This is a genomic window from Streptomyces sp. NPDC127595, assembly GCF_042671685.1.
Lineage (GTDB): Bacteria > Actinomycetota > Actinomycetes > Streptomycetales > Streptomycetaceae > Streptomyces.
The window spans coordinates 316,024-331,860 of the sequence record NZ_JBHXWK010000010.1 but is presented as its reverse complement, the minus strand read 5'-3'; the positions used below and the strand labels follow the sequence as shown (position 1 = coordinate 331,860).

General features: G+C 70.3%; 13 protein-coding genes and 1 riboswitch. Of the genes, 6 read left to right on the top strand and 7 right to left on the bottom strand.

Annotated elements, in window-relative coordinates:
• Positions 1 to 67: 67 nt before the first annotated feature.
• The 3 genes from ACFVKT_RS30020 to ACFVKT_RS30010 all read right to left on the bottom strand — a co-directional run bounded on the left by ACFVKT_RS30020 (position 68) and on the right by ACFVKT_RS30010 (position 4,827).
• Positions 68 to 814, bottom strand: a complete 747-nt coding sequence (locus ACFVKT_RS30020) for a transglycosylase SLT domain-containing protein (RefSeq protein ID WP_385737317.1) — start codon at positions 812 to 814, stop codon at positions 68 to 70.
• Between the two features lie 4 nt (positions 815 to 818).
• A riboswitch (cyclic di-AMP (ydaO/yuaA leader) is annotated at positions 819 to 970 on the bottom strand.
• A 335-nt stretch (positions 971 to 1,305) separates the two neighbouring features.
• Complete coding sequence (locus ACFVKT_RS30015) at positions 1,306 to 3,309, bottom strand: CocE/NonD family hydrolase (RefSeq protein ID WP_385737315.1); 2,004 nt, start codon at positions 3,307 to 3,309, stop codon at positions 1,306 to 1,308.
• Positions 3,310 to 3,318: 9 nt separating this feature from the next.
• The gene (locus ACFVKT_RS30010; protein WP_385737314.1) at positions 3,319 to 4,827 is read right to left on the bottom strand and encodes a peptide MFS transporter; all 1,509 of its coding nucleotides are present in this window, start codon (positions 4,825 to 4,827) and stop codon (positions 3,319 to 3,321) included.
• Between the two features lie 354 nt (positions 4,828 to 5,181).
• On the opposite strand from ACFVKT_RS30010, the gene ACFVKT_RS30005 reads away from it, so the two are divergent.
• The 4 genes from ACFVKT_RS30005 to ACFVKT_RS29990 all read left to right on the top strand — a co-directional run bounded on the left by ACFVKT_RS30005 (position 5,182) and on the right by ACFVKT_RS29990 (position 9,619).
• Positions 5,182 to 6,192, top strand: coding sequence for a polyprenyl synthetase family protein (locus ACFVKT_RS30005; protein ID WP_385737312.1), 1,011 nt, complete (start codon positions 5,182 to 5,184; stop codon positions 6,190 to 6,192).
• 250 nt (positions 6,193 to 6,442) lie between these two features.
• On the top strand, positions 6,443 to 7,660 hold the full coding sequence (locus tag ACFVKT_RS30000) for an outer membrane lipoprotein carrier protein LolA (RefSeq protein ID WP_385737310.1): 1,218 nt from the start codon (positions 6,443 to 6,445) through the stop codon (positions 7,658 to 7,660).
• A gap of 44 nt (positions 7,661 to 7,704) precedes the next feature.
• Entirely contained in the window at positions 7,705 to 8,733 is a 1,029-nt protein-coding gene (locus ACFVKT_RS29995; RefSeq protein ID WP_385737308.1) for an ABC transporter ATP-binding protein, read from the top strand.
• 4 nt (positions 8,734 to 8,737) lie between these two features.
• Complete coding sequence (locus ACFVKT_RS29990) at positions 8,738 to 9,619, top strand: ABC transporter permease (RefSeq protein ID WP_385737306.1); 882 nt, start codon at positions 8,738 to 8,740, stop codon at positions 9,617 to 9,619.
• A gap of 17 nt (positions 9,620 to 9,636) precedes the next feature.
• On the opposite strand, the gene ACFVKT_RS29985 is transcribed toward ACFVKT_RS29990, so the two are convergent.
• Positions 9,637 to 10,218, bottom strand: coding sequence for a flavodoxin family protein (locus ACFVKT_RS29985; RefSeq protein ID WP_385737304.1), 582 nt, complete (start codon positions 10,216 to 10,218; stop codon positions 9,637 to 9,639).
• Between the two features lie 308 nt (positions 10,219 to 10,526).
• Here ACFVKT_RS29985 and ACFVKT_RS29980 point away from each other — a divergent pair, with 308 nt between their 5' ends.
• Complete coding sequence (locus ACFVKT_RS29980) at positions 10,527 to 11,891, top strand: tetratricopeptide repeat protein (protein WP_385737302.1); 1,365 nt, start codon at positions 10,527 to 10,529, stop codon at positions 11,889 to 11,891.
• A 67-nt stretch (positions 11,892 to 11,958) separates the two neighbouring features.
• Here ACFVKT_RS29980 and ACFVKT_RS29975 read toward each other — a convergent pair whose 3' ends face one another.
• On the bottom strand, positions 11,959 to 12,900 hold the full coding sequence (locus ACFVKT_RS29975; RefSeq protein WP_385737300.1) for a M28 family metallopeptidase: 942 nt from the start codon (positions 12,898 to 12,900) through the stop codon (positions 11,959 to 11,961).
• Positions 12,901 to 13,058: 158 nt separating this feature from the next.
• Positions 13,059 to 13,517: a VOC family protein gene (locus ACFVKT_RS29970; RefSeq protein WP_385737298.1), complete on the bottom strand. Its 459-nt coding sequence runs from the start codon at positions 13,515 to 13,517 to the stop codon at positions 13,059 to 13,061.
• A gap of 37 nt (positions 13,518 to 13,554) precedes the next feature.
• Here ACFVKT_RS29970 and ACFVKT_RS29965 point away from each other — a divergent pair, with 37 nt between their 5' ends.
• Positions 13,555 to 14,163, top strand: coding sequence for a CGNR zinc finger domain-containing protein (locus ACFVKT_RS29965; protein WP_385737346.1), 609 nt, complete (start codon positions 13,555 to 13,557; stop codon positions 14,161 to 14,163).
• 599 nt (positions 14,164 to 14,762) lie between these two features.
• Here ACFVKT_RS29965 and rarD read toward each other — a convergent pair.
• Positions 14,763 to 15,785: an EamA family transporter RarD gene (rarD, locus tag ACFVKT_RS29960; RefSeq protein WP_385737296.1), complete on the bottom strand. Its 1,023-nt coding sequence runs from the start codon at positions 15,783 to 15,785 to the stop codon at positions 14,763 to 14,765.
• Between the last annotated feature and the right edge of the window lie 52 nt (positions 15,786 to 15,837).

The following is a 15,837-nucleotide window of genomic DNA, read 5'->3' as shown; positions in this document are numbered from 1 at the left end:
CGTCCGCCCCGGGCACCCGCTCGCCCGGGGCGGACGCACCCGACAGCCATACGTCTGAACTGCCGCGTCAGTAGGCCCCGTTGACGTTGTCGATCGAGCCGTACTTGTCCGCGGCGTAGTTGCAGGCCGCCGTGATGTTCGCGACGGGGTCGTAGGGGTCCATCGAGGTGCCGGCCACGTGGTAGGCGGCGAAGGTCGGGTCGATGACCTGGAGAAGACCCTTGGAGGGGGTGCCGGCGGCGGCGTTGGAGTCCCAGTTGTTGATGGCGGTGGGGTTGCCCGCGGACTCGCGGATGATGTTGCGGTAGATGCCGTCGTAGGTGCCCGGGATCCCGGCCTTGGCCATGACGGCCAGGGATTCCTTGATCCAGCCGTCGAGATCGTTGCTGTAGGTCGCGGGGGCCGCCGCGGACTTCGTGGTCGAGGTGGCGGTCGAGGCGGTCGACGCCCCGGACTTCGTGCCCACGGTCAGGGTGGTGCCCGGGCGGAGCAGCGCCGGGTCGGAGCCGATGACCGCGGCGTTGGCCTTGTAGAGCGCCTGCCAGCCGGCGTCCTTCGTCTGTTCCCGCGCGATCTTGGACAGGGTGTCGCCCGCGACGACCTTGTACGTGACGAGCTTGACGTCGGGGACGGCGGCCGGAGCGGCCTTCGTCGCGGCGGTTGCCTGAGCCGGAACACTGGTCGCGGTGGCGGCGTGCGCGCCGGTCGCGCTCACCAGGGGGAGTGCGAGCGCGGCTCCGCCCGTTCCGGCGGCGACCATGCCGCGGGTGAGGTGGCTGGTCCTGGGGCGGCGGTGTTTGCCTCGTGCGGGCATGACGAATTCCTCTCCGGCGCCTGCGAGGTGAGCTGTCGGGTTCGGGCGGGAGCTGCCCGGCCGCATGGGTGGGTGCGGCTTCACCCCTAGCCGTTCCGGTACGCGGATCGGCGGCTTACCTGGGTCCCCCGCTCCTGCCGTGAGCGTGTGGATGGCTGGGTTCCGGGCGGCGGCAGGATTCGGCGTTCCGCCTGGATCGACGTGAACGTATGCGAGAGCACATGTCCGGAACAAGGCCCGATTTGACGCCGTAGATCGCTTTCGCCTGCGCGCACAACAGGGGGAATCGCCCGATTGTGCCCGGAATATGAAACTCAACTTACCTTTTGCGAATGGGCAATTGCGCGGCATTGTGAGGCGGACCGAGAAGTCGATCTTGCCCGGACGTGACCCATTTCACGCGACCAAGCATGAACAAAGCGGCACCGCAGGCAATCCGGGTGCAATACGGGCATCCATCAGCTCGGCTCCACCCCGCCGCCGGCCGGGTCCTACCCCGCCGTCCGCGGGATCCTCTTCTCCCACGTCCGGTGGAAGACCACCTCGTCCCCGTCCCGGCAGATCACCTCGTTCGAGGTGATGAAGTCATCGGCGTCGCAGGAGATTTCGGACCTCGTCGAGACCCGCGCGTCCCACGGCAGGTCCGGGCGGTGCAGCCGGATCGACCACGTCGAGCGGGCGCGGGCCGACAGCGGATCCGACTCGTCGATCGTGTACGTCTCCTGTGCGTCCTCCGTGAATTCGAGGCCGTCGGGATAGACACGGGTGCCGCCGTAGCGGGGGTCGACCTCGAGGCGCCACTCGCCCTTGGCCACGTCGCGCACGACAAGGCGTTCGGGGCGGGGTTCGTCCAGGGTCGCCGGCAACACCACGCCCAGGGGTTCGGACTGCTCCGGCTCCTCGAAGGCGATCGGGAACGCCGACTGCCTTGCCCGTACCGGGAGTTCGAGGACGCTGCCCGCCGGGTCCAGGGTGAAGCCGGCCTCCGAGCCCGGCTGGGGCCAGATCCAGGGCCAGTACGCGGAGGAGACCGCGAGGCGGATCCGATGACCGGGCGGGAACGCGTAACCGATGCCGTTCAGGTCGAGAACCACGTCCTCCGTGGAGCCCGGTGTCCAGGGAACCGCCTGGTCACGGCCATGGCGCGCCGACAGATTCAGTACGCCTCGGGTGACGAGTGTGGAGGAACCGTCGGGCGCCACGTCGCAGAGCCGGGCGATCACCTGGCCGCGCGCGGCCTCCGACGTCAGCCGCAACCGAACCTTCGGACGGCCCAACACCCATGTCTCCTGCGGGACTTCGAACTCGAAGCACGCGGAGCGCCCGTCCTCCTCCCGCTGGTCCGGCGGCAGATCCGCGTCATTGCCGAAGGGGAAGAAGCGGCCCGCGTCGACGCCCGTGTGCTGCGGCGAGCGCACCAGCACCGGTGCGCCTCGGAGGCCGTACGAGACCGGTGTCACGGAGGGGGAAGGCCAGGCTTCGTCGCCCACCCAGCGGCCGGGCAACTCGGCGTACACCGTGGCCGGACGGTGCGAGTCCATGACGTACGAGCGCAGGAGCGGCTCCGCCATCACCCCGGTGTCACCGTCGCGCAGCCAGTGGTCCCACCAGCGCAGTGTCTCCTGGAGGAAGCCGATCGCGGGGCCGGGCGGCAGGCCCCGGTCGGGGTACTGGTGCGACCAGGGGCCGATCAGACCTCGTACGCGATCCGGTGGAAGGTTCTCGACCAGGCGCAACACCGTGTCCCGGTACGGGTCGTGCCAGCCGCCGACCGCCAGGACGGCGGCCCGGATCGCGCCGTAGTCCTCGCAGACGCTGCCGTGCTTCCAGTACGCGTCCCGGGTCTGGTGCGACAGCCAGGGGTGGAGGTACGGCTCCACCGCCTCAAGGCGTTTCACCCACAGGTCGTGCCACATCACCTCGCCGACGTGCACCGGGTCCGGCGGGCGGGCGACGAAGGCGAGCATCGTGGCCGCCCAGGCGTGCATGTCGACGGCGAGGACGGAACCGCCCATGTAGTGCACGTCGTTGTCGTAGCGGTCGTCCGTGGAGCAGACCGTGACGACCGCCTTGAGCGGCTCGGGCGCGAGGGCCGCGATCTGGAGTGAGTTGAAGCCGCCCCAGGAGATCCCGAACATGCCGACCCTGCCCGAGCACCAGGGCTGGGACGCGAGCCAGTTGACCACCTCCACCCCGTCGGCGAGCTCCACCTCCGAGTACTCGTCCGTCGGCATGCCCTCCGAGTTGCCGTGGCCGCGGACGTCCACGCGGACGGAGGCGTAGCCGTGGCCGGCGTACCAGGGATGGCGTTGCCAGTCGCGCGGCGCGGTCCAGTCCGTGAGGCGGTAGGGGAGGTATTCGAGGAGCGTCGGTACGGGCTTGTCGGTCACGGGGCGCCAGATGCGGGCGTACAGCCGCGTGCCGTCCGGGAGGGGGATGAGGACGTCCTCGTGAGCGGACCGGTAGGGGAAGGACGTACGGATGTGCGTGCTCATGGGATCACCTCAGTGGACGGGGTGCATCGTGCGGCGCAGCCAGGGGGCGAGTGCCATCACGGCGAGGCCCGCGGCCACCGCGATCGCGCCGTTCACGCCGAAGTAGGCGGGCTTGGAGACGTCGTCGTAGAGCTTCACGGTCTGCGCCTGGATGCCGTTGGCGAGCGCGAGGGACAGGAACCAGAGGGACATCGTCTGGCTGGAGAAGGCGACGGGGGCGAGCTTGGTGGTGGCGGACATGCCTGACGTCTCCAGGAGGATGTCGCCGAGGCCGAGCAGCAGGTAGGAGCCGACGATCCACCAGGCCGACATCAGGTAGTCGTCGCTGCTGTGGCCGCTCGTCGGCAGCACGATCAGGAGGAAGGACAGCCCGCCGAGTACGACCCCGATCGCGATCTTGTTGGAGGCGTGCGGCTGGTTGCGGCCCATCCGGACCCACAGCGCGGCGACCACGGGCGCGAGGGCGACCTCGAAGGCGCCGAGCGCGGAGGCGTACCAGCCGGCCGGGAAGTCGTAACCGAGGATCCTGCTCTCGGCGTTCGAGGCGGCGAGCAGCATCATCGTCGAGTACGCCTGGAAGAGGATGAAGTTGAAGACGGTAGAGGCGAGGAAGAGGACGATGTACGGGCGGAGCCGGCCGCGTTCCGCGTCCGTCACACGGGGGCTCCTGAACATCACCGCGAGGTAGACGACCGGCGCGACCACCGAGATGAGCGTGAGCAGGTCGACGAAGCGGTCCATCGTCAGATAGCCGGCCAGGGCGAGGAAGGTCGCGAGGACGGCCGCCGCGAGGAGGCCGAGCACGATCAGCCGGACTGTGCGGCGCATCGCCTCGGGTGCGAGGGCGAATTCCGCCGCGTGCCTGCGTCCGGCCAGGTGACGGCGGCCGGCGACGTACTGGATCAGGCCGAACGTCATGCCGACCGCCGCGGCCGAGAAACCCCAGTGCCAGCCCCGGTGGTCGCCGAGCCAGGCGGTGACGAGCGGGCCCGCGAAGGCGCCGATGTTGATCGACATGTAGTAGAGGGCGAACCCGGCGTCACGACGGTCGTCCTCGGTGCGGTAGAGCTTGCCGACCATGGTGGCGACGTTGGGTTTGAGCAGGCCGGTGCCCGCGCTGATCAGGCCGAGGCCGACCCAGGTCATGGTGGCCGTCGGGACGGCCATGGAGTAGTGGCCGCAGGCGATCAGGATGCCGCCCCACAGGACCGCGCGGTATGAGCCGAGCATGCGGTCGGCGAGCCAGCCACCGGCGACCGAGACCAGATAGACGAGCGTTCCGTACGCGGCCGACACGGAGGCGGCCGTGCCCGAGGCCATGCCCAGGCCGCCGTGGGCGACGGTGTCGGCGAAGTAGAGGACGAGGATCGCCTGCATGCCGAGGAACGAGAAGCGTTCCCAGACCTCCAGGCCGGAGAGGGTGAGCAGGCCCCGGGGCTGGCCGAAGAAGGCGTGGTCGTCTCCGGGAGGAGGCGGCGGCTCGCTGCCTGGCTCGGATTCGACGGTGCTGTGGGACACGGCGGCCGGTCTCCTTACGAGGCGCTGACGGGCCAGGGGAAGTGTGGCAAGAAGGCGGATATCGGGTCGTATTAATTGATCAAGAACATACCGCTCGTGATGTCGCACCGCCGGACGTGGAGTCGCCTCCCGTTCGGGTGGAGGTTCCGTTTCTCTGGCGCCGTGGACTGTCCGTCCCGCCCGGGGGAAGTCGTGAGGGAAGTCGGCGATGGGGACGGTGGGCGCTCGTGGTGATCGAAACGTGACCGGATACGCTGACTTGAGTGATGGCAGCGACACATCGACAAACCGCGTCACCGACCGAATGATCGACCGAGTTCGCCATGTGATCGTCAGCAGACAGGAGAACCTCTCGTGACCGTCGTCGGGCCGTTCGGGCTGAGCGTGCGGGACCAGGCTCTCGAAGCCGATGTCCAGGCCGGATTGGCGGCTGTCGAGGAGGGTTTGCTCGAAGCCACCAAGAGCGAGGTTCCGTTCATCACGGAGGCCGCCCAGCACCTGGTGCGGGCCGGCGGCAAACGTTTCCGGCCACTGCTCGTGACGCTCGCCGCGCAGTTCGGAGATCCCTACGCGCCGGGTGTCGTGCCCTCGGCCGTGGTCGTCGAGCTGACGCATCTCGCCACGCTGTACCACGACGACGTGATGGACGAGGCGGACGTACGGCGCGGAGTGCCGAGCGCCAACACCCGCTGGGGCAACTCGGTGGCCGTCCTCACCGGCGACTTCCTCTTCGCGCGCGCCTCCTACATCCTGGCGGACCTCGGTCCCGACGCCGTCCGCATCCAGGCCGAGGCGTTCGAACGGCTCGTCACCGGACAGATCCTGGAGACCGCGGGTCCGCGCGACGGCCGTGACCCGGTCGACCACTATCTCGATGTGCTCAGCGGCAAGACCGGTTCCCTGGTCGCGGTCGCGTGCCGGTTCGGCGCGATGATGTCGGGGGCCGAGGAGACGGTCGTGGATGTGCTGACGCAGTACGGGGAGCGGCTGGGCGTCGCCTTCCAGCTCGCGGACGACGTACTGGACATCGCGTCCGACTCGCACGAGTCGGGCAAGACGCCGGGCACGGATCTCCGTGAGGGGATCCCCACGATGCCGGTGCTGCGACTGCGGGAGCGGGTGGCCCGGCTCGGTCTCCCCGAGGACATCGCCCTCAGCGAGCTCCTGGACTCCGACATGACCGACGACGCCCGGCACGCCGAGGCGCTCGCCCGGCTGCGCGCGCACCCGGCCCTTGAGCAGGCCCGGCGGGACACCGTGCAGTACGCGGAGGACGCGCGGGCCGCACTGGCCCCCCTGCCGGAGTGCGACGCGAAGGCGGCGCTGGTGGAGCTGTGCGACGCGGTGGTGCATCGCGCGGGGTGACCCGAACCGGGGTAGGAAATCCGCACGCAACCCGTAGGAGCCTTTCCGACCCCTACGGGTTGCGGGAGGCACCACCGCGTTACGTCATACCCCAGGAGTACGTGGAGTTGAGTCCGGGGTCTGACGCATCTCTGCCGCCGATTTGGTCAGATGGTGAACACCACTCCTCACCGGTTCGGGTGAGAATGGCGGCTGAGAGTGGACCAGTGCAGTACGACGAGCCGCCGCCGACGACGGAGGTAAGGCACACATGGCACCGTACGAATCCGACCACAGCACGAACGCCGACGAGGCCGATGACGTGCGCGCCGGCCGGCGGAAGGCGGCGCGTTACGTCGTCCCGGTCGCGGTGATGGGAGTGGCTGCGGCGACCATCGGGCTGGTCCCGGCGCTCGCCGACTCCGGTGACCCCGATCTGCCCAAGATCAGCGCCCAGCAGCTCATCGAGAAGATCGCCAAGTCGGACGTGGAGCAGCTGTCCGGCACCGTCAAGATCAGCACCGACCTGGGGCTTCCCGACCTCGGTGGCCTGGAGAGCAGCTTCGCCTCCGGGGCCGTACAGGGCGGTGACAGTGGCGGTTCGTCCGCCGATCCGTCTTCCAAGCTCCTGGAGCTGGCCACCGGCACGCACACGCTGCGCGTCGCGGCCGACGGCCCGGACAAGGCCAAGGTCTCCCTCCTGGACAGCGCTTCCGAGTACAGCGTCATCCACAACGGCACGGACCTGTGGGGCTACGACAGCAAGTCGAACGAGGTCTACCACTCGACCGCGTCCAAGTCCGGCACGGACAAGGACCGGGCGGAGGAGGTCCCGACCACTCCCCAGGAGCTCGCCGACGAGGCCCTGAAGGCCGTCGACGACACCACCTCCGTGACCGTCGACGGCACCGCGCAGGTCGCGGGCCGTGACGCCTACAAGCTGCTCATCAAGCCGAAGCAGTCCGGTTCCACGGTCGGCGCGATCACCATCGCCGTCGACTCCGAGACGGGGCTGCCGCTGAAGTTCACGCTCACCCCGGCAAGCGGCGGCGCGGCCGTCGTGGACGCGGGCTTCACCAAGGTCGACTTCTCCAAGCCGGCCGCGTCGACCTTCGACTTCACCCCGCCCAAGGGTGCGAAGGTCACCGAGGGCGACGACGTCAAGGCGCCGGAGTCCTCCCCGGGGTCCTCCCCGAAGTCCGGCGAGGACCTGGACAAGGGGCTCGAAGGACTCAAGACCATCGGCGAGGGCTGGAACGCCATCGCCGAGTTCGACACCGGTGGCGAGGGCGTACCGACCGGCTCCTCCGGCAACAGCGACGTCGACGGGTTCCTGAACTCCCTCGGCGACCAGGTCACCGGCAAGTTCGGCTCGGGCACGGTCTTCTCGACCCGCCTGGTCAACGCGCTGATCACGGACGACGGCAAGGTGTACGCCGGTGCCGTCACCAAGGACGCACTGGTCAAGGCGGCCAACGCGGCCCAGTAGTCCTCGTATGGACAGGCCGGAGCACAGGACGAATTGAGGAGTCCATGGAGGAGCTGTCCGCCGCGGAGCCCGACCCGGTGGGCGACACGGGAGGGGCGGTGAGCGCGGTAAGGGCGACAACGGTTGAGGTGAACTCGGCTGAGGACACCGTGATCGTCACCCGCGCGCTCACCAAGCGCTTCCGCGGCGGACAGCTCGCCGTCGACGGCCTGGACCTGACCGTCCCGGCGGGCAGCGTCTTCGGCTTCCTCGGGCCGAACGGCTCGGGCAAGACCACCACCATCCGCATGCTGATGGGCCTGATCCAGCCGACCTCGGGCACGGCGCGTGTCCTGGGGCAGCCCATGCCCCGGGCCACCCGCGCCGTGCTCCCGCAGGTGGGCGCCCTCATCGAGGGTCCCGCGCTGTACGGCTTCCTCTCCGGCCGCGACAACCTCCTCCGGTACGACGCCGCCGACCCGACCGCCGACCCGCGCACCCGGCGCACGCGCGTCGCCGCCGCCCTCGACCGCGTCGGGCTCGCCGCCGCCGCGGGCAAGAAGGCGAAGGCTTACTCACTCGGCATGAAGCAGCGGCTCGGGCTCGCGGCGGCGCTGCTCCAGCCCCGCCGCCTGCTCGTCCTGGACGAGCCGACCAACGGCCTCGACCCGCAGGGCATGCGTGAAATCCGTTCCCTGGTAAGGGAGTTGGCCTCGGACGGCACGACCGTCTTCCTCTCCTCACACCTGCTCGACGAGATCGAGCAGGTGTGCACACACGCGGCCGTGATGGCGCAGGGCCGGCTCATCACCCAGGGCGCGGTGGCCGATCTCGCGGCGGGCGCGCGCGGGCGTCTCGTCGTGACGACTCCCGATCCGGCGGACGCGGCGCGCGTACTGAAGGAACAGGGAGTCGGGGATCTCGTCGTGACGGACACCGGGGTGACCGCCGAGCCTCCGGAGCGCGAACTCGCCGAGCTGAACGCCGCGTTGGTCACGGCGGGCGTCCGGGTCCGCGGTTTCGGGGTCGAACGGGCCTCGCTGGAGGACGCGTTCGTGGCGCTGACGGGGGAGGGCTTCGATGTCGCGGGCTGAGGTCATGTCCCAGGCTGAAGCAGTGAGTGTGCGTTCCCCCAGTCCACTGTGGACGTTCGGGCTGTTCCGCAGCGAGCTGGTCACCACCTTCCGCAGGTGGCGGACCATCGCGCTGCTCGGCGTACTCGCGGCGGTGCCGGTCCTCATCGGTATCGCCATCAAGATCGAGACGAGCGACGCGTCCGGGGGCGGCCCGGGCGGCGGCGGTGGCGAAGGGCCGGCGTTCATCTCGCAGATCACCAACAACGGCCTGTTCCTGGTGTTCACGGCGCTGGCCGCGACGCTCCCCTTCTTCCTGCCGATGGCGATCGGCGTCATCGCGGGCGACGCGATCGCGGGCGAGGCGAACGCGGGAACCCTGCGCTACCTCCTGGTCGCACCCGCCGGCCGCACCCGCCTCCTCCTCACCAAGTACGCGACCACCATGACGTTCTGCCTGGTCGCGACCCTCGTCGTGGCGGCCTCGGCGCTCGCGACGGGGGCGCTGCTGTTCCCCCTGGGCGAGCTGACGACGATCTCCGGAACCCGGATCAGCTTCGCGGAGGGACTCGGCAGGGCCCTGCTGATCGCCCTGGTCGTCGCCGCCTCACTGATCGGTGTCGCGGCGCTCGGCCTGTTCATCTCGACGCTGACGGGCAGCGGCATCGCCGCGATGGCGACGACCGTCGGCCTCCTCATCACCATCCAGATCCTCGACCAGATCCCCCAACTCCACGCGCTCCAGCCGTACTTCTTCTCCCACTACTGGCTGTCCTTCGCCGACCTCATGCGCGACCCGGTGTACTGGGACGACCTGGTCCACAACCTCGGCCTGCAAGCCCTGTACGCGGCGGTGTTCGGATCGGCGGCCTGGGCGCGGTTCACGACGAAGGACATCACGGCCTGAGACCTGGCCTTGGCGGCTCAGTTGTCGTAGGGGAAACGGGCGAGGGGCGGGTCCTGCGCGAAGAACGTCTTCGCGCGGGCCAGGGCCTCGCTGTCGTCGAGTACGTCACCGGGCTTGCTGCCGTTGCCCAGCAGGACTCCGCCGAAGCGCATGCCCATGTACGCGGCCGAGTGGTTGAGGGTGCCGATCAGCGGGTCGGCGACCTCCTGCTCCTCGTGCGCCAGCGCGGTGACACCCCAGAGGGTGCGCCCCGCCATCGTGGCCTTGAAGTCGACGCCGGGGGTGCGCAGCCAGCCCGACCAGTAGTCGAGGTAGCGCTTGGTGGTCGCGGAGACCGAGTACCAGTACAGCGGCGAGGCGATGACGATGTCCGTCGCGGCGAGCGTCGCGTCGAGGAGCAGGCCCGTGCTGCCCTCGGTCGGGCGTACGTGGTCACTGTCGTGCCGCAGGTCCGCGAAGTCCGGCAGCGGATGCTCGGCGAGGCTGAGCCACCGTTGCCCGGCCTCCGCGGGGAGCTGGTCGGCGGCCTCGCGGGCCAGCAGCTCGGTGTTGCCGTCGGCGCGGCTGCTGCCGAGCAGGAACAGGAAATGGCGGCTCATGGGTCCCCCTAGGGTGCGTGCGCGAACGGCGGCTGCCGCGACTACATGCGTGGACAATATATGCGCACGCATCTATTCGTCCAGTGGGTTCCCCTTGCGGACCCCCGGCCAGGGCCGGAGTGGAGCGGGAGGCGAGGATGGGTACGAGGGCGATCGGCACCGGGGCCGTCCCCGCCCGCGACCGTCGGCGTTGACGCACTGTGGTCCGCGGGACCAGGGTGGACCGGTGGGCACACGCGCGGACATCCTTCTCGGCGCCGACCTCCCTGTCCCCCCTTCCTCCCCCGATCACCCCGAGTGAGGGCACGATGTCTCGACTCAGCCGCGAACAGAAGCGGGAACTCAAGCGGCGGCGCGCTGAGGAGGGTGCCGATTCCGGGGAGTATCCGGACCCCGCGGTGACGCCGGTGGAGGTGCGGGTGCCCGCCTCCGCGGGGGGCGCCGCGGCCGGCGACGGGGCCACGGTCGGCGGCGTGCCGGTCTACGCCGCCCCCGGCCAGACCGTCCAGGCCGCCGTCCTCGACCACCTCCACCGCCTGGCCCTCACCACCGGCCGGCCCGTACGCGCCGCGATCCACGACGAACGCACCGGCTTCGTCGTACCGATTCAGGTGTACGTGGACGGGTCGAGCTCGTACATGGGGGAGCCGCGCCGATTCCAGCCGCACCCACAGCCGCAGCCGTACTCGGACCCGCAGTCGCAGCCGTACTCGGACCCGGAGCCCCAGTCGTACTCCGACCCGCAACCGCACTCGCACGCGCCGGAGCCCGTCCGTGGCGACGAGGGCGGGCAGGTGCGACAGCCCCCGATGCCACCGCCACCGCCCCCGCTGCAGTCACCGCCGCCACCGCCGCCGGTTCCGTCCGTGCCGCCGGGCGGGACGCCCCCGGTGCCCCCGGCCCCGCCGGCCGACCCGGTATGGCCTCCGGCGCCCACCGACCCCGCGCCGAGCGTCCTCCCTCCCTCGGCTTTCGCGCTGCGGACGCTGCCGGAGCCGACGGGGCATACGCCGACCGGGGTCGCCGGACCCCCGACGGGCGAGTTCGGCCCGCCGCCCGACCTGACCCCCGCGCGGAAGGCCGCCAGGTCCCCGATCGCGCTGAACCTGGATCTGGAACCGGCCCCCGAACCGGAGCCGAAGCCCGTTCCCGTGCGGGGCTTCGATGCCGTCGCCGAAGCGGTACTGGCGCCGGTGCCGGAAGGCGCGGGCGAGGCGGCCTTCCTGTCGGAACGCCTGACGCGGATCAACGAGGCCGTGCAGGAGGGCAGGATCGACGAGGCCACGGGCCTTGCCGAGCGCGCCGTCGCGGAGGCCGCGCAGACGCTGGGCCCGGAACACCCGGAGGCGCTGCGGGTGCGCGAACTGACCGCGTACATCGCCTACTTGGGCGGCGACGCGCCCCGGTCCTTCCAGCTCTCGCTCGAACTGGCCAGGGTGCACAGAAGGCACCGGGACGCGGACGCCGCGTACGGGAACGTACAGAGCGCGGCCACCGCCTGGCGCGCCGTCCGCGACCCCGCGCAGGGTCTGGACCTCGGACGCGACCTGATCGGCGTGTGGACCGAACTCACGGCCGACGGCGGCCCGGCCGCCGACGACATCGAGCAACTCGAGAAGACCCGCACCCGCATGGGCCGCCTGACCGAACGCGCCCGCGGCCGGTCCGACTAGCCCTGCACCCACCAGAACAGGGGAACTACGAGGAACTACGGGGGGCTACGGGCGAACTGCGGGGGAGTCAGAAGGACAACTCCCACACCGCGTAAGCCAGCGCGTCCCCGTTCCGGTCCAGAGCCGTGTCGTTGATGTTCGACGCAGTGTCGCAGGACGCGTGGTAGCAGCGGTCGAAGGCCAGGCCGGCCGTGCCGCCCCACTTGGCGGCCTGGGCCGCGGTCTTGATGTAGTCCGCGCCGCTGAACAGACCGCCGACCGGGATGCCCGCACTGTCGAACGGCGCGTGGTCGGAGCGGCCGTCGCCCTCGGTCTCGATCTCCGTCGCCACACCGATCCCGGCGAAGTAGGTCTGGAAGGTCTTCTCGATGGCGGGGTCGTCGTCGTAGACGAAGTACCCCGGGTTCGGCGAGCCGATCATGTCGAAGTTCAGATAGCCGCTGATCCGCTGCCGGTCGGCGGTGGCAAGGCTGTTGACGTAGTAGCGCGAGCCGACCATGCCCAGCTCCTCGGCGCCCCACCAGGCGAACCGCAGGTGCTTCGTGGGCTGGTACCGCGCCCGCGAGACGGCGAGCGCGGTTTCCAGCACGGCCGCCGAACCCGACCCGTTGTCGTTGATGCCGGGCCCCGCCGTCACGCTGTCGAGGTGCGAGCCTGCCATGACGACCCGACCCGTGTCACCGCCGGGCCAGTCGGCGATCAGGTTGTACCCGGTACGGCCACCGGACGTGAACTGCTGGACGGTCGTGGTGAATCCGGCGGCGTCCAGCTTGGCCTTCACATAGTCGAGTGAGGCCTTGTATCCGGTGCGGCCGTGCGCGCGGTTGCCGCCGTTGGCGGTCGCGATGGACTGGAGCTGTGCGAGATGGGCCTTGATGTTGGCCACGGGGAGATCAGGCGCGGCGGCCACACGTGCGGGCGCCGCGCCGGCTATCGAGCCGGTGGTGAGAAGCGTGACCACGGCGACGACAGCAGCGGCACTGGCACGCCCGGTAGCGGAGAGCTTCATGTGGGGGGCTCCGAATTCCGCGGGAATCCACAGGGATTCCACAGTGAATGGGGTGCCTGGATGGTGAAGCTGTGACTGACTCTCCGTCAAGAGCGCTATTTGGTCAGGTGAGTTCGCATAGCGGGGCAAGGGTTGATGAAGGTCCCCTGTGCGACGCTCTACTGAACACAGAACTCGTTCCCCTCGGGGTCCGTCATCACCACCCACTCGCCGCCCGGCTCCTTCACCTGCCGCAGCACCGCCGCCCCCAGCTCCTCCAGCCGGGCGACCTCGTCCGAACGCCGCTCGGCTCCCGCGTGCAGATCGAGATGGAGCCGGTTCTTGACGGTCTTCGGCTCCGGTACGCGCTGGAAGAGCAGCCGTCGCCCGAGCCCGGTCCCGCTCTCCTCCTCGTACGGATCATCCGGATGCCGTACGGCGATCAGATCCCGGAAGGCCCGGTGACCGTGGGACTCCACGGTGAGCTCGGCCGGTACGGCACCGAGGCCCAGCAGCTTTTCGACGAGCGCGCTGTTGTCCTCGACCTCGTAGCCGAGGGCGGCGGCCCAGAAGTCCGCCTGGGCGTGCGGGTCTTCGGCGTCGATGACGAGCTTCCAGTGCAGGGTCGCGTGGGTCATGGTAACCACTTATAGTGGTTACGTGAGCGACCGCGCAATGGAATCGCCGGGGTTGACCCTCGTGTCGTACGGCGGAAAGTCCTACCGCTTCGACCCCGGCGCGCTCTGCCTGGAACTGCTGACGACGGGCGGTCCGGGCGAGTTCGCCCGCTACGAGGTGCTGCACGAGCCGTCGGACCTGGCGCACTGGGCGGCTCGGAGCCGCCTCGCGCCGAACCTCGAACTGGCCACAACCCAGCGGGAGTTGGAGCAGGCGCGAACCGTTCGCGATGGACTGTTCCTACTGACCGCCGCCCGCGCCCACGGCCGCCCGCCGAGCCCCCGCGACCTGGCCGTCGTCAACGCCGCCGCGGCCGAACCGCCCCTGGTCGCCCGCATCGCGCCGGACGGCACACACGCCTGGGCCCCCGGCGCCACCGGCACCCAGCTCCTCTCCACCGTCGCGCGCGACGCCGTCGCCCTCTTCACCGGCCCGCACGCCGACCGCATCCGCGAGTGCGGCTCCGACAACTGCCACCTGCTCTTCGTCGACACCTCCCGCCCCGGCCGCCGCCGCTGGTGCGCCATGGAGCACTGCGGCAACCTCCACAAGTCCCGCACCCACAGGGCCCGCCGAGCGGAGGCGCCCCGCCCGCCCGGCGACTGAGGACGGAGAGACCCCGCCTCTTGAGCCTCGGCCGGCAACCATCAGCCCGTCCGGCGCTTGAGGGCGACCCGGCGCCATCCCGATCCCTCACCCACCCGTGGGGACTGCGCCCCGTTTCAGCTGGTCCGGCGGTTTGAGGGCGACCCGGCGCCTTCCCGATCCCTCACCCACCCGTGGGGACTCCGCCCCGTTTCAGCTGGTCCGGCGGTTTGAGGGCGACCCGGCGCCATCCCCATCCCCCACCCACCCGTGGGGACGGCACACTTCAGCCCCGGCCGAGGTAGATCTTTCAGCCCGTCCGGCGTTTGAGGGCGACCCGGCGCTTCCCGCTCCCCCACCCACCCGTGGGGACGGCACACTTCAGCCCCGGCCGGGGTAGATCTTTCAGCCCGTCCGGCGTTTGAGGACGAGCGCGTTCAGCGCGATGCGGGGGTCTGGGGGCGGCAGCCCCCAGGAGCAAGGGACGGGCAGGGGCGGAGGGGGCGAGAAAAGCCGGTCGGCCCTCGGCGGGCAGAGTCGGAACAGGGCCTGGCGAGTGGGCTGTTGACCACGGCGACGCAGTTCGGCTCGGCGATCGGGATCTCGGCGGTGACCGCGGTCTACGGCTTGGCGTCGACGGGATCGGGGCCGGGTGACCCGGCCGCCAGCCTGTCGGCCTTCCGCGCGGCGCTGACCGTGCCGGTCGCGATGGTCGTCCTGGGAACCCTGGTCTCGGCCCCGAGTGCCCGAGCCGCCCGGCGCGCGGTGCGCAGCGCGTCGAACGTGAGCAGCGACAGCGCGAGCCAGACCAGCGCGAACCCGGCCCAGCGCTCGGGCGGCATGGCCTCGTGGAAGTAGAGGATGCCGAGCAGGAACTGGAAGACCGGTGCGAGGTACTGCAGCAGCCCCAGCGTGGACAGCGGTACGCGGATCGCGGCGGCGCCGAAGCAGACCAGCGGAATCGCGGTCACCACACCCGTCGCCGCGAGCAGCGTCATGTGCCCGGCGCCCTCCGCGGCGAAGGTCGCCTTCCCGGTCGACCCCAGCCACAGCAGAAAGCCCAGCGCGGGCAGGAACTGGACGGCCGTCTCGGCGGCGAGCGACTCGATGCCGCCGAGGTTGACCTTCTTCTTGACCAGCCCGTAGGTGCCGAAGGAGAAGGCGAGGATGAGGGAGATCCAGGGCGGGCTGCCGTAGCCGAGGGTGAGGACGGCCACCGCCGCGAAGGCGACGCCGACAGCCGTCCACTGCAGGGGCCGCATCCGCTCCTTGAGGATCAGTACACCCAGCGCGATGGAGACCAGCGGGTTGATGAAGTAGCCGAGCGAGGCCTCGACCACGTGCCCCGAGTTCACGGACCAGATGTAGACGCCCCAGTTCACGGTGATGAGGGCCGCGGCCAACGTGATCAGTCCGAGTTTGCGCGGCTGCCGGATCAGCTCACCGGCCCAGGCCCAGCGGCGCAGCACGACGAGCGCGATCCCGACGAAGGCCAGCGACCACACCATCCGGTGGGCGAGGATCTCGGCCGCCCCGGCGGGTTCGAGCAGCGGCCAGAACAAGGGGACGAGGCCCCACATGCCGTACGCGGCGATGCCGTTCAGCAGACCTATGTGCTGCTCGCCCCTGGCCTTCACCGCCACCGCGTCCTCCTCGCCCGTACGGCCGTGCTCGTACGGCCTTCAAGAAGGTAGC